Here is a 19,818-nt window from a genome sequence, read left to right as displayed (position 1 = left end):
CGAGGCGGTGATCGTCGAGCCAGGCTGCCGCGTGGTCGTCGGTCTCTGGGCCCAGGGGGTTGGAACGGGCGGGGAACAGATGCCAGAACGTGGGCGCCTCCCCCGTGGAACCAGTGCAGGGAGTGCTCATGTCGTCTTCCTCTGGCGGGACTGAGGGATGGTCGGGCTGTGTTGGATGCGGTGCACCCGGGCGCCTGCTGCCTCCCAGAGGTGCCGCCGCGTCAGGGGCGGCACCTCTAGGCCGAGACCGGCACGGATCCGGTGAGGCGGTCGTGGCCGGTGAAGGGGCAGCCGAACACGGAGGCGAAGGCTTTCAGTTCCCGGTGTGCCCGGGGCGTGGGCCGCGCGCGGTCGAGGCTGCGCGACGCGAGGTCCATATGCTCCTCGAGAGGTCCTCCAGGCCCCGACCTGGAGGAGAACGACGGCAAGGAGCATGTCGCGGCCGTGGCGGGGGAGTTCCGCTTCGAGAGCGTGAGCCTCACCTACGACGCAGGGGACCGCCCGGCTCTCGACCGCCTCGACCTCACCGTTCCCGCCGGGCAGACCGTCGCCCTCGTCGGAGGCTCCGGAGCAGGCAAGTCCACGGTGCTCAATTTTGTGCTCGGGTTCCACCGCGCGACCCGTGGCCGGATCCTGCTCGACGGCCGTGACCTCGCGGAACTGGATCTGCGCAGCTACCGGCGGTTCCTCTCCGTCGTCCCGCAGGAGTCCATTCTTTTCGAGGCCAGCATCCGGGAGAACGTGGCCTACGGGCTGCCGGACGTGGACGAGCCGGCCATCCGCCGGGCACTCACCGACGCCAACGCGGCCGAGTTCGTCGACCGCCTGCCCCATGGCCTCGACACCGTGGTCGGTGAGCGCGGGGCCCGCCTGTCCGGCGGTCAGCGCCAGCGGCTGGCCATCGCCCGGGCGCTGATCCGCGACCCCCGCGTGCTGGTCCTGGACGAGGCGACCTCGGCGCTCGACGCCCGCTCGGAGGCGCTGATCCAGCAGGCCCTGGCCCGGCTGGTAGCGGGCCGTACGGTGTTCATCGTGGCCCACCGGCTGTCGACCATCAAGAACGCCGACCGGATCGTGGTCCTGGAGCAGGGCCGCGTCCAGGAGGCGGGCACCCACGGCGAACTCCTGGCACGCGGTGGAGCGTACGCGCGGCTGCAGAGCGCCCAGATCTCCTGACGCCCCGCCGCCCGGGGGAGACCCGGCCGGGCGGTCAGGATCGACCGTCGACGTGGCGGTGGCTGCGGCGGCCGGGTCGGATGTGCGACGACGGGCCGGATGTGCGAAGAAACGTGCAGAACTGCTGTTACCGGCGCGGGGGTCGATGTCCGGGGTGGTGCGCGGGGTGGCGCGGCCGGTGGTGTGCGCCGGCGGGCGTGACCTTTCCGCTGCTCATGAGCGGTCTATGTATGGAGCAGCGGATGTCAGGGTCACGGCGACCTTGGGTGCGTGATCCGTTCGGCCGACAGTTACGGAAATGTCCGTAAATGGTAACTCGGCGGGGTTGTCATGCCGTTGTCCCCGCCGCGGCCGCAGAGTCAGGTCCGCCGGCCCGTCACGGGCCGGTGACCCGCACCGCCACCACCGCTCTCACGGCGGGTGGCGCACAGTTCGAGGAGACATCACCTATGTCTGCTGCTTCAACCTCCCGTCGCATCGCGGCCGCCGTTCTCGCCGCCGGAGCCGTCGTCTCGGCCGTCACGCTGCCGGCCTCCGCCCACGACGGGGACCGTCGGCACCGCCAGGACGCGCGGGTCGAGATCAGCGCCGTGCAGACCGGCGAGCGCGACCACCGCTCCAACCGGGCACTGAATGCCGAATGGGTCGAGATCACCAACAACAGCCGCCGTTCGGTCAACCTCGACGGCTGGACCCTGCGCGACCGCGACGGCAACCGGTACAGCTTCGACGACTACCGTCTCGCCGGCCGCTCGAGCGTCCGTGTCCACACCGGCTTCGGACGCGACAGCCGCACCGACCTCTACCAGGACCGCCGCCACTCGGTCTGGGACAAGCGCTCCGACAAGGCGACGCTGCGCGACGACCGCGGCCACACCGTCGACACCGAGTCCTGGGGTCGTGGCCACCGCCGCTGACGCGCGGCTCGACCGGGCGGGCCGAGGTGTCCCCCCTCGCCCGTCCGGCAGGCCGGGCGCCTGACCGCCCACCCGCACCACCGTAGACCGGCCGGTGCCTCGTGAGTCCCGCGAGGCGCCGGCCGACTGCTGTGCCGGGGGCGATGTGTCCTGAGAGCGGAGCGGCGTCACCGCACATGGGGCAGTTGCCGTGGCCGTGCGGTGCGTCATGACGCGGCCCCTTTACGTGAGGGCTTTCCCCGGGTAACTTCCCGCCGTTGTAACGAGTTTCGGAAACTTTCCGACCGCGCTTCCGGGCGCGGTTCCTGCGGCTTGGCGGCGCGTCGAAGCAGTGGGCGGAATCGGACAGGTGCTCACCGAGCATCTGCGGATGTCGACAACCGCGGTGTACCCACGCCGTGGCCTCCTCCCCTGGAGAGACGCATGAAACGCACTCCTGCCCGGGTGTTCCGACGCCCCTTGGCGGCAGCCGTCGCCGCCTGCGCACTGCTGGGCATGACAGCGGCCGTGCCCGGCGCCGCGGCGCCCGCGACTTCCCCGGTCGCGGCGGCCGACACCACGGCAACGGTCTTCTACTACACGAAGACCAAGAACTGGTCGGCCTACAACCTGCACTACGCACCCGACGGCGGACCATGGACCACCGTCCCCGGCGTGGCGATGGAGACCGCCTGCGCGGACTGGGTGAAGAAGACCGTGGACCTCGGCGCCACGGGCGGCCTCCAGGCCACGTTCAACAACGGCTCGGGCACATGGGACAACAACGGCGGCAAGAACTACGCCCTCGGCACCGGCAGCATCACGGTGAAGGACGGCGTCGTCGCCCACTCCGACCCCTGCGCCGGCGGAGAGGACCCGGATCCGACACCCGCTCCTGGCAACGCCGCGACGGTGTACTACTCGACACAGACGCTGGGCTGGTCGACGGCGAACATTCACTACCGGCCCGCGGGCGGGGCATGGACGGCGGTGCCGGGCATCGGCATGCGGGCCGCCTGCACCGGATGGTGGAAGCAGACCCTCGAGCTCGGGCCGGCGACCTCCCTGAGCGCCGCCTTCAACAACGGCAACGGCGTCTGGGACAACAACAACGGCGGCGACTACACCATCGGAACCGGCACCAGCACGGTCCGGAACAACACCGTGACCCCCGGCGCGGCCGATCCGTGCGCCGGTGAAGTGCCCGACACCCGGGCACCGACCGCCCCCACCCGGGTGACCGCGAGCGCCGACGGCGTGTCCGTCGTCCTCACGTGGGAGCCGTCCACCGACGACCGGGGCGTCACCAAGTACCAGGTGACCCGCACCGGCGGCACCGGCGGGAGTGTCGTCACCGACGTCGCGTCCACCGTCTTCTCCGACGGCGGCCTCACGGAGCGGACCGCCTACACCTACACGGTGAAGGCGGTGGACGCCGCCGGGAACCTGTCGGCGGCCTCCGCCGCCGCCACCGCTACCACCGGCACCGGACCCGACGCGCCCGCCGCCGGCAAACCCCTGGGCACGGACCCCCGCAAGGACCCCGTCTACTTCGTCCTCACCGCCCGGTTCAACGACGGGGACACGTCCAACAACCGCGGCGGCAGCAAGCACAAGGCATCAGGGAACGAGGCCAACGACGACCCCATGTTCCGCGGCGACTTCAAGGGACTGGTCGACAAGCTCGACTACATCAAGGCCCTCGGCTTCTCCGCCGTATGGGTCACGCCCGTCGTGCTCAACCGCTCCGACTACGACTACCACGGCTACCACGGCTGGGACTTCTACAAGGTCGACCCCCGCCTGGAATCGGCCGGTGCCTCCTACCAGGACCTCATCGACGCCGCCCATGCCAAGGGCATGAAGATCTACCAGGACGTCGTCTACAACCACTCCTCCCGCTGGGGCGCCAAGGGCCTCTTCGTGCCGGCCGTTCACGGCGTGCGCGACTCCCAGTGGAGCTGGTACTACGACGAGAAGCAGCCCGGTTTCGAGTACGACGGCCTGACCGTCGAGACGAAGTCGGGGAAGTCCTACTACAACGGTGACCTGTGGTCGACCGCCGAGCCCGCCGGCAACACCTGCGTCGACTGGGGCAAGCCGACGCAGTACACCTCGCCCGAGGGCTACCGCATCTACAACTGCCAGTGGCCCGGCCCGATGTCAGGGATGTTCCCGAAGAACCTCTACCACAACTGCTGGATAGGCAACTGGGAGGGGGAGGACTCCCGTTCCTGCTGGCTGCACGACGACCTCGCCGACCTCAACACCGAGAACGCCCAGGTACAGAACCATCTGATCGGCGCCTACAACAAGTACATCGACATGGGCGTCGACGGTTTCCGCGTGGACACCGCCGTCCACATCCCCCGCACCACCTGGAACCGCCGGTTCCTGCCCGCCATCCAGGCGCGCGTCACCCAGCAGCACGGTGCCGAGGCCGCGAAGAACTTCTTCGTGTTCGGTGAAGTGGCGGCCTTCGTCAACGACAAGTGGAACCGCGGCTCGGTCAACCACTCGGCCCAGTTCTACACCTGGAAGGAACGGCAGGAGTACAGCGCCGACGACGAGAAGGCCGCGCTCGAGATGTACGATCGCGAACAGCAGCTGGGCACGTCGAACCAACCCACCTCCACCAACGCGTTCCTGAACGGCAACACCTACCACGCACCGGACCACAGCAGGTTCTCCGGAATGAACGTCATCGACATGCGGATGCACATGAACTTCGGTGACGCGCAGAACGCCTTCGGCAACGGCAAGGACTCCGACGACAGTTACAACGACGCCACCTACAACGTCGTCTACGTCGACAGCCACGACTACGGCCCCAACAAGAGCAGCGAACGCTACACCGGCGGCACGGACGCCTGGGCGGAGAACATGTCGCTGATGTGGAGCTTCCGCGGCATCCCCACCCTGTACTACGGCTCGGAGAGCGAATTCCAGGCGGGCAAGAAGATCGACTGCGGGCCGAGCTGCCCACTGGCCACCACCGGCCGTGCCTACTACGGCGACCACATCGCCGGAGACGTCAAGGCCTCCGGATTCTCCAAGGTCGAGTCGGCCACCGGTGCGGTCGCCGCCACCCTGGAGAAGCCGCTCGTCCAGCACGTGCAGCGGCTGAACGAGATCCGCAGGGCGATCCCGGCCCTGCAGATGGGCCAGTACTCCACCGAGGGCATCACCGGCGGCATGGCGTTCAAACGCCGCTACACCAGCGGCGGTACGGACAGCTTCGCGCTCGTCACCGTCTCCGGCGGCGCCGTGTACACCGGCATCCCCAACGGCACCTACACCGATGCCGTGACCGGCGACACCAGGACGGTCAGCGACGGCAGGCTCACCGTCGCCGCGCCCGGAAAGGGCAATCTCCGCGTCTACGTCCTGGACGGCATCGGGAAGATCGGAACGGCCGGCCCCTACCTGAAGTAGACGCACCCCCTGTCTGCCGCGGGAGTTCGCGCAGTGCTCCCGCGGCAGTCGCCTCCCGGGAGACAGTCGCGTGACGTCGGGCGAGCGCTCTCCCATGAGGCCGCGGCCCATTCCTCACCTTGCCGGAGCGCATGGCGCCGTGAGGAACCTCGTGTGAACGGCAGTTCGGTACGTCATCCCTTCGGTGATCTCCGTCGCGGCGCTCCACGCGTCTCGACACCCTTCCGATGAGGACACCTGGGCGGACCACTTCCGCCCGGGCAGACACGGCCACCGCGCCGCCCGTACGGGGGGCGCGGGCCGAAGGGGAGGGATGGCCCGATGCAGGGGACCGGACACGGGCGCGGTCAGGACGCGAACGACGTGGTGCTGTTGGCCGCAGGCGTCGCCGACCTCGCGGTCAGCACGGTGAGCGGAGCGATGAGCGGGTTACGCGGGCTGCTCCGCCGCGCCGACGTGACCGAACTGGCCGACGAGGGGCGGCAGGAGATCAAGGCCCGCGGCCGTCTCGCCCTGGATCGCTACGCCCCGACCTCGCCGCCGCACATGGAACTGCTCGCCCGGCACGTAACCGCCGTGCATGGCCGCGGCGATGTCTGACAACGGTGAGCGAGCCGCGTTCAAGACCCGGGTGGACCAGGTCCTGCTCCATTTCGTGGAGGAGGAGATCGACCATCTCCTGGCCGTCGACGCCGACCTCGCCGCTGTCGCCGACCAGCTGCGGATCGCCACGAGCCGGGGCAAGCGGCTCCGGGCGTCCTTCTGCTACTGGGGCTGGCGTGCGGCCGGCCAGCCCGACAGTGACGCTCTGGTACGCGCCGCCGCGGCCATGGAACTGGTGCACGCCGCGGCCGTCGTCCACGACGACCTGATCGACGACAGCCCCCTGCGGCACGGGCTGCCCACCGCGCACGTCGCGCTGCGCACCGCGGTGGCCGCGAGCCCCCGCCCCAGTGCCGCGGCCAGGTCCCTGGCGATGCTGGTCGGTGATCTGCTGATGTCGCTGGCCGGACAGCTGTTCACCGCCTGCGGTCTGCCCGCGGCCTATCTGTCCCGGGCGCGGCCGCTGTGGGCGGTCCTGGCCCGCGAACTCGTCGCGGGGGAGTGCCTGGAGATCCTGCGTACCGGTACCCACCCCGACACCGCCACCTCGCTGAAGGTGATCCGCTACAAGACCGCCAAGTACACCGTCGAGCATCCTCTCCACATCGGCGGTGCCCTGGGCGGTGCCTCCCTCGATCTTCGGGAAGCGCTCTCCGACTACGGGCTGCCACTGGGGGAGGCGTTCCAGCTCCGCGACGACCTCCTCGGACTGTTCGGCGACCCCTGCCGGACAGGGAAGGCGAACGCCGACGACATCGCGGCGCACCGGCCCACCGCGCTACTGGCGCAGACGTGGCAGGAGGCCACCGCGACAGAACGCGCCGAGCTCGGACGGCTGTTGGGGAACGGCATCCCGGACGACGAAGCGCTCGCGCGGGTACGGGAGATCATGCACCGCACCCGGGCGCCCGCCCGTATCGAAGACATGATCAGCGGCCGGGTCCGCGCCGCGCTCGACGCCCTCGAGCAGACCCGCCTGCCGGCCGATGCCGCTCGCGCGCTGACCGACCTCGCCCGGGCGGCCACCGTCCGCCTGCACTGAAGATCCACCGGCCCGGCCCACATGCCGCGTCCGGCCCACGGAGGAGCCGCGATGACCTACACCGAACAGTCCCTCGACGCCCTGCGGACGGCAGGCGACGAACTGGCCGACGCGACCGTCGCCACGCTCTTCGAACGGGGCGAGGTCGGCACGTTCAACACCCTCATGCGTTATGTCTCCACGGCCGGCGCACCGCTGCCGGACGGCTTGCCCGAGGTGGCGCGCGAGTACCTCCACCAGACCGGGGCCCCGCCGTCCTGGGTCGACTGGGAGGAGATGGAGAGGGCGAGGATGTTCTTCATCGACAACAACGTCCACATCTCCACGGCCCTGTCGTTCGCGGCGATGCCCGCCTGCTACGTCCTGCCGCATGTCGCCAGGCTCCTGTCGGCGACGCACTCGCTGAAGTACCCGTCCAAACGCATGGCGGAGACGGGCCAGTTCACCGTCTACCTCATGCAGCCCGGTGCTTTCGAAGCCGGCAGCCGCTTCATCCCCGCCGCGCAGAAGGTGCGGCTTCTGCACGCCTCGGTCCGCCACCACCTGCACCGCGAGGGCCGCTGGGACATCGAGCGCCTCGGCACGCCGATCTGCCAGGAGGACATGATCGGCGGCCAGATGATGTTCTCCATCCAGGTGCTCGACGCCCTGCACCGGCTGGGCATCCACATGAGCACGGAGGGGGCGGAGTCGTACTACTACGCCTGGCGCGTCGTCGGCGCCATGCTCGGCGTCGACCAGGAGCACGCGCCGGCGGATCTCCACCAGGCCCGCCACTTCTCCGACCTGTACATGACCCGGCACATGGGCCCTAGCGACGAAGGGGCCCATCTGACCCGCCAGCTCATCGACCTCTACGAGGAGGTCGTCCCGGGCACCCTGTTCGATCCCGTCGTCGGGGCCTTGATCCGTTACCTCATCGGCGACACCTGCGCCGACTGGCTCCAGGTGCCCCGCACCGCCTGGGACACGGCGGTCAAGGCGGCCCCCGCCCTGCTGGGCATCCTCGAATCGATCGAGGACCGCTCACCCCTCGGGGCCTGGGCCCTGGACCGCCTGGGTCACTTCACCACCCTCTTGGAGCTCAGCTCCCTCACACGCGGTCGCATCATGCACTACGCCATCCCGGAGGAGCTCAAGAAGGACTACGGCGTCACCGCCGCGCGCACCGCCCGCTGGACCCCTCCCGCCCCCACGGTCACGACCTGAGGCCCTTGATCGGCCGGTAGCCGCATGCCGGTCGGAACGAGGGGTACGCGGTCGATATGACCGAAAAGGATGCAACAGGTAGCTCGCGTCAACAGGCGGAGAACGCCGCGGAAGCGGCCAGGAAGGCAGAGGAGGAACGCGCGGAGGCGGAGCCGTTCAGCTATCCCCATGCCGAGCGCCGCGCCGGCGTCCGGGCCACGCGGCATGTCAGCCGGGAACAGGCCGACGCCGAAAGCGTCCCCGGCGTACCGGGCGGTTACGGAACCACAGGCGGTGGCCAGCCCGGCGGCAGCGCCGGCATCGGCCCCGACCGTGAGGGCACGCTGGACCCGGCCGAGTTCTCCGACACCATCGGTGCCGGAGAGCCCGACAGTCGTACCGCGGCCGACGAGGACCAGGACCACCGCCGCTGACGGAGCCCACCCCGCCCCGCAGCGGCGACGAGGAGAGCAGGACCGCGCCCCGCGGTGACGGAGCATGACTCCCGTGTCGCCGGCGGCGAAATCCGGCCCAAGGTGGAGAACGCCGGGCGCGGAGCGGCCGCCGGACGCGGTGAGAGAGGTTCCCGCCCTGGCGGAGGCGGCCCGGGAGCACCGACCTTGCTCATCGTGCGCGACGGACGGCACGTCCACCGAGAGGTCCGGGTCGGAGGCGGCGCCGATCAGCCGGTGCTGCTCCGGACGGACGCTCAGGCACAGGGAGAGGGCGAACCCATACCGGCACGCACTGACGACGCGCCGCTGCGCCCGGCGGCGGTGACCGCCGCCGAGCGCAGGTGGTGCCTTCCTGAGAGGACGCGGACGCCGTCCCCCGGCTCGGAGCGCTGCTCCGCCGGGCGTACGAGCCGGCACCCGCCCGACGCCCGCGACACTCCCGCCCTTAAGACGGAGGCAGGTCCCGCGGCCGGGCTCATCTCGGCGACTGTGCGGCAGATCGTACGGTCAGCTCCTCGGGCCCGGCCGAGGCGGCTCCCGTCAGGTCCAGACGGCGGGCCGCCGATTCCACAGAGGCCGGCAACAGCCTGCGCCCACGCAGCGCCATGGGCAGCCTGCGCAGAACCTGACGCAGTGCCTCCCTGGCACGCGGGTCCGACCTCGCCTCTGCCGCGAGCGCGCCGGTGCGGCGGAGCGCGACGGGCAGCGGCCGACGCAGCCATGCCGTCAGTGCCGCGTTGCGGAGCATGACAGCGCTGCGGCCGTTGCGTGGCCCACCCGTCGGGCAGTGGACGGCGACCACGTCCGGACTGTGGCACACGCCCCAGCCGCGCGCCGCCAGATCGTAGGCCAGCAGGGTTTCCTCGCCCGCGAAGAACAGCACCGGGTGGTAGCCGCCCGCCTGAAGGAACGCCGACCGCCTGGCCACCGCGGCACAGGCCAGAAAGCCCAGCACCTGCGGCCCTGGAAGATCCGGGGCCGTGCCCAGGGGAGACGTCGCGAGCACACTGTTCAGGGGGTCGTCCACCGCCTCGGGGCCCACGGTGGTGCGCGCCGCCAGCAGCCCCAACCGGGGATGAGCGTCGAAGAGACGTTCGGCGGTCGACAGCGCCCCGGGCTCCCACCACGAGTCGTCGTCGCTGAAGGCGACATACGGCGTACGGGCATGACGGACACCGAGGTTACGGCCGAGGGCCCCGAGATTCCGGTCCGGCGTCAGCAGCGTGGCCTCCGGGTACTGCCGGGCGACGGCTTCGGCGGTCGCGTCGGTCGACGCGTTGTCGACGACGATCACCGGAGGCCGCTCCGGCAGTTCCGCGAGCCTGCCGAGGGTGTGCAGCAGTTGTTCCCGGCGGTCACGGCTGATCACGACGACAGTGATGCGGGAGTCGGTTGTCATGGCGCGGACGTCTCTCCGGTGGTCGTCGGTGCGTGCCGAACGGCGAAGGGTGTCATCAGGTGCCCTTGTGTCATCACACCATGCATGGCCTGTCGTTTGCGGGGCAAAAGTATCGAACGGTAATGGTGGGTCAGGTCGCGAAGAGGCCGCGCACCGTGCGGGCGCCGGGCCGGGCCGGCCGACGAACCGTCGGATCGAGTCCGTGTCCGTGTCCGGATGAGTGCCGCTCCCTGGACGGCCCTGGATTGCGGGGCCAGGGGACTGGGCGTCTCATGGGCGGGAAGCCGCTGTCCACGTCCTCGACCCGGTGGGCGCGGCCTGCCTTGAGTCGGGCCGGGAGGCAGTGTGTCAGGACGGTGGTGGTGCGGCCGGGCGGTCGCCGTGGCGGTGCTGGTGGTCACGACGAGCGCCTGCGGCTCGCTCGACGAGCGGCGTGACGACGTCAGCGCTGAGGTGACCGGGTTCCAACAAGCTCTGGGATCCGCTCAGTTCACGCGCATGTGCGCCGCCCTCGCCCCGGAGACCCTGGAAGAGCTGGAGCAGTCGGCCAAGAGCCGCTGTGAGCAAGCGATCGGCGAAGCGGACCTCACCGAGGCCGGTGCGGTGCGGCGCGTCGACGTGTACGGCGATCAGGCCCGTGTCGTGCTCGAGAAGGACACGGTGTTCCTCTCCCACTTCCCGACCGGCTGGAAAGTGACGGCGGCCGGATGCACGCCCCGCGAAGGCCGGCCGTACCAGTGCGAACTCAAGGGTGGGTGAATGAGGCCATGAGAACGATGTTCATCGGAACGCTGGTCCTGATCGCCGGCGGTCTCGCCTACTTCATGGCGCTGGGGCTGATGCACCGATGAGCTCCACGTCCACGGCCGGAGAGGGCACCGTACAGCCCCGGAGTCCCGTCCGGCGGTTCCTGCACCACAACAGCCTCGGTCTCGTCTTCCTGGCGGCGTTCCTGCTCGCCCTGGCAGGGCAGGCGGTGGCAGGCCACGCGGAGTTCGACAACCAGCTGATCGCCGACGGCCTCGCGCCCGTCAGCTTCGGCGCCTACCTGACGTCCTCGGACTTCGCCGTCGACGTCACCGAGAACTGGCAGTCCGAGTACCTTCAGTTCTTCCTCTACATCTTCGCCACCGTCTGGCTGCTGCAACGAGGTTCACCCGAATCCAAGGAACTGCACAAGGCGGGCATCGAGTCGGACAAGGACCAACTGGTCGGCGAGCACGCCAGAGAGGACTCTCCCCGCTGGGCCGCGGTCAGGGGCTGGCGGGGAACGCTCTACTCGCGCTCCCTCGGCCTCGTCATGGGCGGCATCTTCCTGCTGTCGTGGCTGGTCCAGTCCGTCGCAGGCGTCACCTCCTACAACGAGCAGCAGCTGCGCGGGCTACAGGCCCCGACCAGCTGGCCCGAGTACCTCTCCTCCGCGGACTTCTGGAGCAAGACACTCCAGAACTGGCAGTCCGAGCTCCTCGCCATCGGCTCCATGGCCGTCCTCGCCATCTACCTGCGGCAACGCGGATCACCGGAGTCCAAGCCCGTGGGCGCGGCGCACACGGCGACCGGTGTCGAAGGCTGAGCGTCCTGTTCCGCAGCGCACCGGGTCTTCGTCAGCCGACGTACCGGCGGGCGGTGGAACGCCGCTGCGACTCCTCCAGGAGTGACAGGCGCCTTTCCACGGCCGGCGGTACGACCCTCCGTTCGCGTACGACCCAGTGAAGTCCGCCGAGGGCGGCGCCGAAGGCACGCAGCGACGCACGGTCGCGCGGAACGGTACGGGCAAGGTGCAGCGTCCGGCGGACCGCCGGAACGACCGGACGGCGCAGCCAGCAGAACCAGAGCGTGTTGCGCAGGCCGTCGACGCGCCGTCCGGTGGCGTCGCGTGCGGGGGACGGCGCGTGGTGGACCGTCATGGTCCCGTCGTAGGCCAGCCACCAGCCGGATGTGGCCAGGTCCGTGGCCAGCAGTTCCTCCTCGCCGCCCAGCCACAACCGCTCGCTGAATCCGCCGGCCGCGGTGAACGCCTCGACACGCAGCACCGACGCTCCCGCGAGGAAGGAGCCCAGGGCGGGCCCCGGCAGCCACGCCGGTCCCCGGACCGGTGAGTCGCGCAGCTCGGCGACGATCGGGTCCTCCCTGCCGCCCGGTTCGACGACGATCCGGGCGGTGAGCACCGCCAGCCGCTCATGGCGGTCCAGGAGGTCCCCGGCGCGGGTCAGCGAGCCCGGCTCCCACCAGCAGTCGTCGTCACAGAAGGCGACGTAGGGGGTCCGTACGTGCCGCACGGCGAGATTGCGTCCCACCGCACCGAGGTTCGAGCCAGGGGTGAGCAGCCGCACCTCGGGATGCAGCCGGCCCACCGCCTCCGCGGTGCCGTCGGTCGAGGCGTTGTCGGTCACGATCACCGGCGGCCGCTCGGGCAGACGCGCCAGTTCACCCAGCGTGCGCAACAGCTCCTGACGGCGGTTGTGGGTGATGACGACGACAGTGATGCGCGGATCGCTCATCCCGCCACTCCCTCTCCGTACGCCGAGACCGCGGGCCGGAGCAACGTTCCCTTCCGGACCGGTGCCGTCATGGTCGTGCACCGGCGCCGGGTGCGGGCTGTCGTACGACGGGCCGCTCGCCCGGTACGACGACGGCGCGGCCGCCGCGTGCGCAGTGGACGACCCGTTCACCGAGGCCCCGGTCCTCGGCCGCGTGGAGGAAGTCGGCCAGCGGGGAGGTCATCACGGTGTACTCCTCGTAGTGGACGGGCAGCAGCCAGCGCGGACGCAGCCGCTCGGCGAGCTCCGCTCCCTGTGCGCCGTCCATGGTGACGAGGAACCCGCCCGGGAGACGGGTACCGCCGAGGTGGAGCACCGCCAGGTCCATGTCGGGATACCGTCGGCCGATGGCGTCGATGCCGTCGAACAGCAGGGTGTCGCCCGAGATGTAGAGCCGCAGGTGTGTCGGGCCCCGCGGCGGGCCGAACTCCAGCAGACTCCCCATCACAGGCGGCAGCAAGGCCCGCAGTGCTCCGCCGGCGTGCCGGCCGGGCAGGGCCGTCACGGTCACTTTGCCGTCCTCGCCGACCAGAGTGTGGCTCTGCCACGGCCGGAGTCCGTCGGCCCGGCGGAAGCCGTGCAGACGGCGGAGGCGGCGCGAGGCGTGCGGCGTCGTGATGACGGGCAGCGAACGGTCGAGGTGGTGGCGGGCCACACGGTCCCAGTGATCGCCGTGCAGATGCGAGAGCACGATCGCGGTCAGGTCCCCGGGAAGCTCCTCGACCCCGAGCGAGGGCTCGGTGAGGCGGCGGCTGACGAGACCGTGACCGAGATACGCGTACTGCCCGCGGTGCAGGAAGTTCGGGTCCGTCAGCAGGGTCAGGTCGCCGTAGCGGATCAGGGTCGTGGCGTTGCCGATGAAGTCGATGCTGACCGGCAGGCCCGGGGCGGCGGTCATACGGTCTCCTTCGGCCCGGTCGGCCTTGCGGCTCCGGGCCGTTCGATGCGTCCGTGCCGACCGGGTGCCCCCGCCGTGCCAGGTGAACCGCGGGCCCTGGGGAGGTGGGTCCTGCCTAGGGGCGTTTCGACTCCCCGCGGCCGTTGCTGTCAGGCCGCCGCCGACACCGCCGACAGGATCGCCGTGTCGGTGCGGGCGTGGACGACGAGCCGGGTGCCACTGGTGTCGGCGTTCGCCTCGAGAAGGCGTCGCGCCGGTGCGCTGTGCGTGGCGACGGAGATCAGTACACCGAGGTGGTTGCACATGCGGTGGGCCTTCAGTACGGCGCTGACACTGATGCCGCCGGTGGCCGGCTCCTCGAGCACGACGACGACCGGACTCGGCCGGTAGGCGTGCACCAGGTCGCTTATCTCCTGCGACAGTGCCGGTCTTCGGCCGATGTCGGTGGCGCTGTGCAGGGTGACGACCAGAACGCCGTCCTCGAAAGCGTGGGACAACATCACTGCCTCCGATGTTGTGTGTCGCATGGCGATCTCCAGTCAGAGCCTGCCCGGTCCGCGTGCCGTGATGCGCCCCAGCCCTCTCAGGGCGTCTGCGCGTCGCGGTCCAGCGGGCCCCAGCGCCCCGGCTGCCGCTCGATCACGGCTGTCGCCTCGCTGATGACGTCGTCGGCGATCCAGCCGAGGGGTTCCACATCGCGGACAAGAGGTTCGTTGTCCGGACCGCGGCCTGCCTCACTGCCGTGCAGGACCCACGGCCGGGCCCGTTCGTCCTTGACCCGAGGCAGGTGGGAGTAGTCGTACAGCCGGCGGGCGACCCACGTGCGTACGGGCCGGTCGCCCCACCAGGACTCCACGTCCAGCGGGCTGGCGGACAGGCCCGGCATGGGTGCGCCCGTGAGGTCGTCGGTGCTGGACACCGATCCCAGGTCCGGCTCAGGTCCGCGCGACCACCGCACGTACAGGCCCTGCCGGGCCGTGACCAGTTCCGTCAGCGCCTCGATGCTTTCGAAGGTGGGCATTGCGTCGTTCTGGCTCATGTCCCCTCGATTCTTGCCCGGCCCGGCCCACCGGATGTGTGCGACAGGCCGCGAGCACGTCGCCGATGGTCGGCGGCGCCCTGTCGGGACCGTGCGGCGACCCACCCTCACCGTGCCGGATCATCACGACGAACGCCATCGAGCTGCGAGGTCCGGCGCGCGGAGGCCGTGCACCGCGGCCCGGGGGACAGGGCAGGGGGAGCTGGGCCCGGTCCGCGGGGCCTCCCAGGTGATGGGCGACTCAGGCGGTCATCGCCGGCCCCGCGCACAGGCGGGACAGAAGGGCGGACCGATGGAGCTCCGCAACGGGTTCGAGAAGGTCCGGGTGGCGCAGCAGGGCACCGGCGCGCCGGTCGTGCTCGTCGGGTTCCATCAGGCGGCGGAACCCGGACGGCGTTCCACCGCCGTGCCCGCCGTCGCCGAGCGCGGCCACCGCCGTCGACGCCAGCTCCGGACTGGCGAGGAGACAGGCCGCCCAGCTGGCGACGACCTCGTCCACCCAGGTGCGCCAGGCGGACTCCTCGGCCTCGTCGAGCCCCGCCCCGTCGGAGCCGGTGATCCAGTCCAGCCGGGCGGACCCTCCCGCCCCCGCGACCGCGACCAGAGCCGCGTCGACGGGCGTGGGATAGCGCAGCGACGCGGCCACGGTCACCGCCTGACGCGCCTGCGCGTGGGAAAGGGCGGAATCCATCACGCCACCTCCCGACGGGAAGGCGCGCGACATCCACTGGGCTGTCGCCGCTATGAGCGAGGTCAGGTCTGCGTGCACTGTGGCGTCCGATGTGTACCTGGGGAGCGATGTGCGCGGCAACGCTATCCCCGGCGGTCACCAGGGGAAATGGCGTGGGTCACGGGCCGGCAGTGGCCTCGGCCACACCTGGGCCGGGAACCGCTCCGCCCGACTGACGCGCTTCGGGCTCCTGCTTTCGGGCAAATCACTGTGTCGTCCGCCGATCACGGCGCCCGTCCCGCGACACTGACCCCCATGGAGCCGGTGACCTTGGGCGTGGAAGAGGAGTACCTGCTGCTCGACGCGGAGACGGGGGTGCCGGTACCGATGGCCGAGCAGGTCCGTGCGGCCGCGGGCCTCGAACCGCTCGTCGACGAACGCGAGCTGCAGTCCGAGCTGCTGCAGGTGCAGATCGAGGTCGCCACCTCCGTCTGCACCCGGCTCGAGGAAGCCGGCGGTCACCTGCTGCGCCTGCGGCACGCGGTCGGCGCCGCCGCGGAGGCCAACGGGTGCCGGCTCGCGGCGTGCGGGACACCGCCGAGGAGAGGGCCGGTCGCCGCGCCGGTGACCGAGCAGGCACGCTATCGGGCGATGCGGGTGCAGGCGCCGCAACTGGTCGCGGAGCAGCTCGTCAGCGGCATGCACATCCATGCGGCGGTCCCCAGCCCGGAAGTCGGCGTGGCCGTGTTGAACCGGCTGCGGGGCTGGCTGCCCGTCCTTGTCGCCATGTCCGCGAACTCGCCGCTGTGGGACGGGCAGGACACCGGCTTCGCCAGCTGGCGCACCTTGATCTTCGGCCGCTGGCCCGTGAGCGGCCCGCCGCCCGCCTTCCGTGACCTCACCGACCACAGGGAACGGGTCGAGGCGCTGCTCGGCAGCGGGATCATCTCCGACAAGGGACAGCTGTACTGGCAGGTCCGGCTGTCCGAGCGCTTCCCCACCGTGGAGGTACGGTGCCCCGACGTGCAGTTGCGGGCCGACGAGGCGGTCATGTTCGCCGGGATCGTGCGGGCACTGGTCGTCACGGCCATCCACGAGACGGCGGCGGGCACGCCGGCGCCCACCATCGCTCCGGAGGTGATGCAGGCGGCGAACTGGCAGGCAGCCCGCTACGGCCTCAGTGGTCACCTGATCACGGCGAAGGGCGAGCGCCGCAGCGCCGGTGACGTCGTCGCGCAGCTGATCGAGCACATCACGCCCGCGCTGGACGCCGCAGGCGACACCCGCGAGGTGATCTCACTCGTGCATCGGCTTCTCCAGCAGGGCACCCCTGCCGACCGCCAGCGACGGGCGCTCGCGGAGGGCGGCCTCAGAGCGGTGATCGACATGATCACCTCCGAGACCACCGCACCGTGAGGCCTGGCCCATGTTCGACGTGCGGTTTCCGGGTACCCGGTGCGGCGTGAGGCGATGATCGAACGGGAGGAACGCACGATGACCGTGCCCGAGGAGAACCGGCCCAAGACGCGAACGACCGACGAGGTCGTCACGGAGAAATCGGCGGCGGCCGAGAAATCGGCGACAGACACCGAGCAGGGCCGGAACGAGGCACAGGCGGAACGCCGACCGTCCGGGAGCACCATGCGTGAGGCACTGGACGATGCCGGGGTCAAGCCCGAGGACTACGAAAAGTAGCCGCGCGCGGGAGCGAGGAGGTTTCCCATGGCGCACACCAACGTGCCGGAGGTACTGAAAGCGATCAAGGACGTCGACTTCCCGGCCGACAAGGAGAAACTGACGTCGGCGGCACGCGGGGCCGGCGCCTCGGAAGAGGTCGTCAAGGCGTTGCGCGGCATCCCGCCCGAGCAGTACGACAGCCGGGACGACGTGGCGCGTTCGGTCCGGACGGATCCGGATTCGGACCTCGGACACACCGCGAGCCAGAAGGCCGAACAGGCGCGCAAGGGCGGCAAGCCGGGCTTGTCGGAGCATTTGCGTGACGCGCCGAAGACGCCGATCCAGGAGGAACTGGACCAGTGAGCGGGGACTGCGGACGCCGAGGAGCGCAACGATCCTGAATGCTGAAGCCCACCGGCCGGCGGTCCGCCGCCGGCCGGTCGGTCAGCCCTCCACGGTGGCCGCGCAGCGGCTGCACCCCCGGTCAGTCCGGCGGCCCCACGTGTCTCGTCGCGAAGCCGCCCTCCCCGTCGAACCGGACCTCCACCACGGCGTCGAAGCCGTCCGCGGTCGTCGGCTCGCGCAGACGGACGCGCGTGGCGTGGATCCCGACGTCGGGTACGCGTGCCCGGCCTTCACGCGCCGCGTTGCGCCGTAGGGAACCGGTGAGGTCCGGGGGGAACCAGTACGCCGTCACCCGGACACCGTGAGCACGGGCGAGGCGGATGAGCGGCGTCCACGTGTCGGGCGAAGGGTTGGTGTTGTCGACGGCCACCCAGGTCCCGGACGCGAGCAATTCCTCGATGAGCCGCATCTGCCGATGCTGCTTGCGCCGGGCCGAGCGTGGGAACAGGTCCTTGCTCACCAGCGCGTGGCGTCCGGATAGGTGCTCCCTGTAGAAGCTCGACTTCCCCGACGCCTGCAGCCCGACGAGGACCGCCATCTCCGGTCGTGCGCTGTTCGTGTCCACTTCGTCGAGCCTCTCACCGGCGTCCCGCTGTTCGCTTCTTCAGGCGGGCGTCTGCTGCACAACGTCGCGGCCGCGCACCGTCCGGGTCGGGACGGTGCGCGGCCGCGGTTCGGAGTGCGGCCGGTGAACGGCCGGCTCAGGATTCCTTGCCGACCTCCTTGCTCACGGCGGCCGGCGAGTCGTACCTCTTGCTCGGCAGGGAGTCGAGGGCGGACATGATGTCCTTGCCCGCTCCGTGCTTGCTCGCCTGGTCGACGATCTCTTCCTTCGACGCGGGGTAGTTCACGCCGCCGAGGGCCTTCTGCATTTCGATGGGGTTCACGTCCATGCGCCGATGGATACCCCTGGCTGTCGGTGACCGACACCGGATGCCACCGGAGTCACACCAATGGAGCGCGGCCCGCCGCTCCGGCGACTCGGACGGGGGCGATAGCGGGGCGATCGACGACCGTGCCTCGCCTCTGGCACCGGCCTTCGGTGTGGGACCGTGGAAAGGACCAGGCATGAGGCCCATCGGTTCCTGACGGTTCATGGAAGAGGGTGCGTGGGGACGTGAGCGACCGGGACGCGGACGTGCGGCGCATGCTGGTGGGACTGCTCTCCGACAGCCATGTGATGTCCTTCGACCACCTGCCGGGGCTGGTGTCCCGGCACGCGGCCACCGCGGGGTTCACCGATGTCCAGATCTATCTGGGCGATCTCCAGCGCGATGTGCTGCGGCTGTTCCCGGCGGAGAGCCGGCCGCCCCAGAGGAAACACCCGACGGAGGTGCCCGTCGAGGGTTCCGTGGCCGGGCGGGCCTACCAGTACGGCCGCCTCACGGCGACCGGCACGGACGGCGCACACTCATGGTGGATCCCGCTGCTCGACGGCACCGAGCGGCTCGGCGTGCTGCACGTGGCCTCGGCGGCCGACGACGAGAGTGCCCAGGAGACGCTGCTGGCGCTGGCCTCGCTGGTGGCGATGCTGGTGGTCAGCTGCAGGGTCACGAGTGACTCCTACGCCCGGCTCAGCCGCAGCAGATCGATGAACGTCGCGGCGGAGATGCAGTGGCAGCTGATGCCGCCGCGCACCTACGCGGACGGCCGGGTCACCATCGGAGCCGTGATGGAGCCCGCCTACCAGGTGAGCGGCGACGCCTACGACTACGCCACCGCGGGGGACATCGTCCACCTGTCCGTCTTCGACGCCATGGGGCACGACACCGCGGCCGGTCTGACCGCGAACCTCGCCGTCGGGGCCTGCCGTAACCGCCGCCGACAGGGAGCCAGGCTGGCGGAGCTGGGAGACGCCATCGAGACGGTGATCCTCGACCAGTTCGGGCACAACCGCTACGTCACCGCGATCCTCGCCGACCTCGACACCTCCACCGGCGTCCTCACCTGGACCAGCAGGGGCATCACCCCCCTGTCGTCATCCGCGGCGGACGGTGGAGCAGCCTGCTGGAATGCCCTCCGTCCCACCCCATGGGCAGCGACCTGGACCTGCCGACCACGGTGTGCCGGGAGCAGCTGCAGCCGGGCGACCGCATCGTCCTCTATACCGACGGCATCACGGAAGCACGCACGGCAGCGGGTGTGGAGTTCGGACTCACCGCCTTCGTCGACTTCCTGATCCGCCACCACGCCGACGGCCTGCCGGTGCCGGAAACCCTGCGCCGGCTCATGCGCGCGCTCCGGCAGCACCACAACGACCGGCTCCAGGACGACGCCACCATCCTGGTGTGCGAATGGCTCGGTCCGGAGACACTCTCCACCGCGAGCACCGCCCCGGTGGCAGGAGTGCCCTTGCCGGGCCAGTGAGACCGCCTGAAGAACGACTCATCGGACG

21 protein-coding genes and 2 pseudogenes are annotated in these 19,818 nt (G+C 70.6%); 14 read left to right on the top strand and 9 right to left on the bottom strand.

Annotated features, from left to right (window positions below; genetic code table 11):
• Positions 1-236: 236 nt before the first annotated feature.
• Positions 237-377 (bottom strand): hypothetical protein, encoded by a 141-nt coding sequence (locus tag GLX30_RS34260; RefSeq protein ID WP_167306769.1) that lies wholly within the window; start codon positions 375-377, stop codon positions 237-239.
• Positions 378-402: 25 nt separating this feature from the next.
• Between GLX30_RS34260 and GLX30_RS02180 the strand changes: the two are divergent.
• From GLX30_RS02180 to GLX30_RS02150, 7 genes and pseudogenes are all read left to right on the top strand, one after another.
• Positions 403-1,176: pseudogene (locus tag GLX30_RS02180) on the top strand (ATP-binding cassette domain-containing protein); the annotation flags it as partial.
• A gap of 449 nt (positions 1,177-1,625) precedes the next feature.
• Positions 1,626-2,093, top strand: coding sequence for a lamin tail domain-containing protein (locus GLX30_RS02175; RefSeq protein WP_159682870.1), 468 nt, complete (start codon positions 1,626-1,628; stop codon positions 2,091-2,093).
• 423 nt (positions 2,094-2,516) lie between these two features.
• Positions 2,517-5,507: a carbohydrate binding domain-containing protein gene (locus tag GLX30_RS02170; RefSeq protein ID WP_159682867.1), complete on the top strand. Its 2,991-nt coding sequence runs from the start codon at positions 2,517-2,519 to the stop codon at positions 5,505-5,507.
• Positions 5,508-5,828: 321 nt separating this feature from the next.
• Positions 5,829-6,107 carry a polyprenyl synthetase gene (locus tag GLX30_RS02165; RefSeq protein WP_159682865.1) on the top strand — a complete coding sequence of 93 codons (279 nt, stop codon included), beginning with the start codon at positions 5,829-5,831 and terminating at the stop codon, positions 6,105-6,107.
• Positions 6,100-7,152, top strand: coding sequence for a polyprenyl synthetase family protein (locus tag GLX30_RS02160; protein WP_244257958.1), 1,053 nt, complete (start codon positions 6,100-6,102; stop codon positions 7,150-7,152). Before GLX30_RS02165 ends, GLX30_RS02160 begins: the two co-directional genes overlap by 8 nt.
• A 51-nt stretch (positions 7,153-7,203) precedes the next feature.
• Positions 7,204-8,361 carry an oxygenase MpaB family protein gene (locus GLX30_RS02155; protein ID WP_159682860.1) on the top strand — a complete coding sequence of 386 codons (1,158 nt, stop codon included), beginning with the start codon at positions 7,204-7,206 and terminating at the stop codon, positions 8,359-8,361.
• A gap of 56 nt (positions 8,362-8,417) precedes the next feature.
• Positions 8,418-8,774 carry a hypothetical protein gene (locus GLX30_RS02150; protein ID WP_159682857.1) on the top strand — a complete coding sequence of 119 codons (357 nt, stop codon included), beginning with the start codon at positions 8,418-8,420 and terminating at the stop codon, positions 8,772-8,774.
• 496 nt (positions 8,775-9,270) lie between these two features.
• On the opposite strand, the gene GLX30_RS02145 is transcribed toward GLX30_RS02150, so the two are convergent.
• Positions 9,271-10,194, bottom strand: a complete 924-nt coding sequence (locus GLX30_RS02145; protein ID WP_159682854.1) for a glycosyltransferase — start codon at positions 10,192-10,194, stop codon at positions 9,271-9,273.
• A 381-nt stretch (positions 10,195-10,575) separates the two neighbouring features.
• Here GLX30_RS02145 and GLX30_RS02140 point away from each other — a divergent pair, with 381 nt between their 5' ends.
• Both GLX30_RS02140 and GLX30_RS02135 read left to right on the top strand, forming a co-directional pair.
• Positions 10,576-10,953 (top strand): hypothetical protein, encoded by a 378-nt coding sequence (locus GLX30_RS02140; protein ID WP_244257957.1) that lies wholly within the window; start codon positions 10,576-10,578, stop codon positions 10,951-10,953.
• A gap of 88 nt (positions 10,954-11,041) precedes the next feature.
• Positions 11,042-11,767: a DUF6766 family protein gene (locus tag GLX30_RS02135; protein ID WP_159682848.1), complete on the top strand. Its 726-nt coding sequence runs from the start codon at positions 11,042-11,044 to the stop codon at positions 11,765-11,767.
• Between the two features lie 31 nt (positions 11,768-11,798).
• Here the strand turns inward: GLX30_RS02135 and GLX30_RS02130 are convergent, their stop codons facing one another.
• The 5 genes from GLX30_RS02130 to GLX30_RS02110 form a co-directional block, all read right to left on the bottom strand.
• Positions 11,799-12,695 (bottom strand): glycosyltransferase, encoded by an 897-nt coding sequence (locus GLX30_RS02130; protein WP_159682845.1) that lies wholly within the window; start codon positions 12,693-12,695, stop codon positions 11,799-11,801.
• Between the two features lie 67 nt (positions 12,696-12,762).
• Positions 12,763-13,632: an MBL fold metallo-hydrolase gene (locus tag GLX30_RS02125; RefSeq protein WP_159682842.1), complete on the bottom strand. Its 870-nt coding sequence runs from the start codon at positions 13,630-13,632 to the stop codon at positions 12,763-12,765.
• A gap of 149 nt (positions 13,633-13,781) precedes the next feature.
• Positions 13,782-14,132, bottom strand: coding sequence for a hypothetical protein (locus GLX30_RS02120; protein ID WP_159694803.1), 351 nt, complete (start codon positions 14,130-14,132; stop codon positions 13,782-13,784).
• A gap of 83 nt (positions 14,133-14,215) precedes the next feature.
• Positions 14,216-14,671: a DUF6098 family protein gene (locus GLX30_RS02115; protein WP_159682840.1), complete on the bottom strand. Its 456-nt coding sequence runs from the start codon at positions 14,669-14,671 to the stop codon at positions 14,216-14,218.
• A gap of 241 nt (positions 14,672-14,912) precedes the next feature.
• Positions 14,913-15,440 (bottom strand): hypothetical protein, encoded by a 528-nt coding sequence (locus GLX30_RS02110; RefSeq protein ID WP_159682837.1) that lies wholly within the window; start codon positions 15,438-15,440, stop codon positions 14,913-14,915.
• 216 nt (positions 15,441-15,656) lie between these two features.
• Between GLX30_RS02110 and GLX30_RS02105 the strand changes: the two genes are divergently transcribed.
• From GLX30_RS02105 to GLX30_RS02095, 3 genes are all read left to right on the top strand, one after another.
• Positions 15,657-16,757 (top strand): glutamate--cysteine ligase, encoded by a 1,101-nt coding sequence (locus tag GLX30_RS02105; RefSeq protein ID WP_159682834.1) that lies wholly within the window; start codon positions 15,657-15,659, stop codon positions 16,755-16,757.
• 78 nt (positions 16,758-16,835) lie between these two features.
• Complete coding sequence (locus GLX30_RS02100) at positions 16,836-17,036, top strand: hypothetical protein (protein WP_159682831.1); 201 nt, start codon at positions 16,836-16,838, stop codon at positions 17,034-17,036.
• Between the two features lie 27 nt (positions 17,037-17,063).
• Entirely contained in the window at positions 17,064-17,381 is a 318-nt protein-coding gene (locus tag GLX30_RS02095) for a DUF2795 domain-containing protein (RefSeq protein WP_159682828.1), read from the top strand.
• A gap of 121 nt (positions 17,382-17,502) precedes the next feature.
• On the opposite strand, the gene GLX30_RS02090 is transcribed toward GLX30_RS02095, so the two are convergent.
• Both GLX30_RS02090 and GLX30_RS02085 read right to left on the bottom strand, forming a co-directional pair.
• Positions 17,503-17,988, bottom strand: coding sequence for an AAA family ATPase (locus GLX30_RS02090; RefSeq protein ID WP_244257956.1), 486 nt, complete (start codon positions 17,986-17,988; stop codon positions 17,503-17,505).
• 136 nt (positions 17,989-18,124) lie between these two features.
• Positions 18,125-18,316: a DUF2795 domain-containing protein gene (locus tag GLX30_RS02085; RefSeq protein ID WP_159682825.1), complete on the bottom strand. Its 192-nt coding sequence runs from the start codon at positions 18,314-18,316 to the stop codon at positions 18,125-18,127.
• 254 nt (positions 18,317-18,570) lie between these two features.
• On the opposite strand from GLX30_RS02085, the pseudogene GLX30_RS36035 reads away from it, so the two are divergent.
• A pseudogene (locus GLX30_RS36035) lies at positions 18,571-19,359 on the top strand (SpoIIE family protein phosphatase); the annotation flags it as partial.
• Between the two features lie 11 nt (positions 19,360-19,370).
• Positions 19,371-19,790: a PP2C family protein-serine/threonine phosphatase gene (locus tag GLX30_RS36030; RefSeq protein ID WP_347879801.1), complete on the top strand. Its 420-nt coding sequence runs from the start codon at positions 19,371-19,373 to the stop codon at positions 19,788-19,790.
• The last annotated feature ends 28 nt before the right edge of the window (positions 19,791-19,818 follow it).

Origin of the sequence: Streptomyces sp. Tu 2975 (assembly GCF_009832925.1) — a bacterium.
Taxonomy (GTDB): domain Bacteria; phylum Actinomycetota; class Actinomycetes; order Streptomycetales; family Streptomycetaceae; genus Streptomyces.
The sequence above is the reverse complement of the archived record's forward strand: the minus strand, read 5'-3'. Positions and strand labels throughout refer to the sequence as shown.

What these genes read in the sequence shown, in the direction of transcription:
- GLX30_RS34260 (WP_167306769.1), bottom strand. Translation starts at nt 377, where the DNA reads ATGGACCTCGCGTCGCGCAGCCTCGACCGCGCGCGGCCCACGCCCCGG.
- GLX30_RS02175 (WP_159682870.1), top strand. Translation starts at nt 1,626, where the DNA reads ATGTCTGCTGCTTCAACCTCCCGTCGCATCGCGGCCGCCGTTCTCGCC.
- GLX30_RS02170 (WP_159682867.1), top strand. Translation starts at nt 2,517, where the DNA reads ATGAAACGCACTCCTGCCCGGGTGTTCCGACGCCCCTTGGCGGCAGCC.
- GLX30_RS02165 (WP_159682865.1), top strand. Translation starts at nt 5,829, where the DNA reads ATGCAGGGGACCGGACACGGGCGCGGTCAGGACGCGAACGACGTGGTG.
- GLX30_RS02160 (WP_244257958.1), top strand. Translation starts at nt 6,100, where the DNA reads ATGTCTGACAACGGTGAGCGAGCCGCGTTCAAGACCCGGGTGGACCAG.
- GLX30_RS02155 (WP_159682860.1), top strand. Translation starts at nt 7,204, where the DNA reads ATGACCTACACCGAACAGTCCCTCGACGCCCTGCGGACGGCAGGCGAC.
- GLX30_RS02150 (WP_159682857.1), top strand. Translation starts at nt 8,418, where the DNA reads ATGACCGAAAAGGATGCAACAGGTAGCTCGCGTCAACAGGCGGAGAAC.
- GLX30_RS02145 (WP_159682854.1), bottom strand. Translation starts at nt 10,194, where the DNA reads ATGACAACCGACTCCCGCATCACTGTCGTCGTGATCAGCCGTGACCGC.
- GLX30_RS02135 (WP_159682848.1), top strand. Translation starts at nt 11,042, where the DNA reads ATGAGCTCCACGTCCACGGCCGGAGAGGGCACCGTACAGCCCCGGAGT.
- GLX30_RS02130 (WP_159682845.1), bottom strand. Translation starts at nt 12,695, where the DNA reads ATGAGCGATCCGCGCATCACTGTCGTCGTCATCACCCACAACCGCCGT.
- GLX30_RS02125 (WP_159682842.1), bottom strand. Translation starts at nt 13,632, where the DNA reads ATGACCGCCGCCCCGGGCCTGCCGGTCAGCATCGACTTCATCGGCAAC.
- GLX30_RS02120 (WP_159694803.1), bottom strand. Translation starts at nt 14,132, where the DNA reads ATGTTGTCCCACGCTTTCGAGGACGGCGTTCTGGTCGTCACCCTGCAC.
- GLX30_RS02115 (WP_159682840.1), bottom strand. Translation starts at nt 14,671, where the DNA reads ATGAGCCAGAACGACGCAATGCCCACCTTCGAAAGCATCGAGGCGCTG.
- GLX30_RS02105 (WP_159682834.1), top strand. Translation starts at nt 15,657, where the DNA reads ATGGAGCCGGTGACCTTGGGCGTGGAAGAGGAGTACCTGCTGCTCGAC.
- GLX30_RS02100 (WP_159682831.1), top strand. Translation starts at nt 16,836, where the DNA reads ATGACCGTGCCCGAGGAGAACCGGCCCAAGACGCGAACGACCGACGAG.
- GLX30_RS02095 (WP_159682828.1), top strand. Translation starts at nt 17,064, where the DNA reads ATGGCGCACACCAACGTGCCGGAGGTACTGAAAGCGATCAAGGACGTC.
- GLX30_RS02085 (WP_159682825.1), bottom strand. Translation starts at nt 18,316, where the DNA reads ATGGACGTGAACCCCATCGAAATGCAGAAGGCCCTCGGCGGCGTGAAC.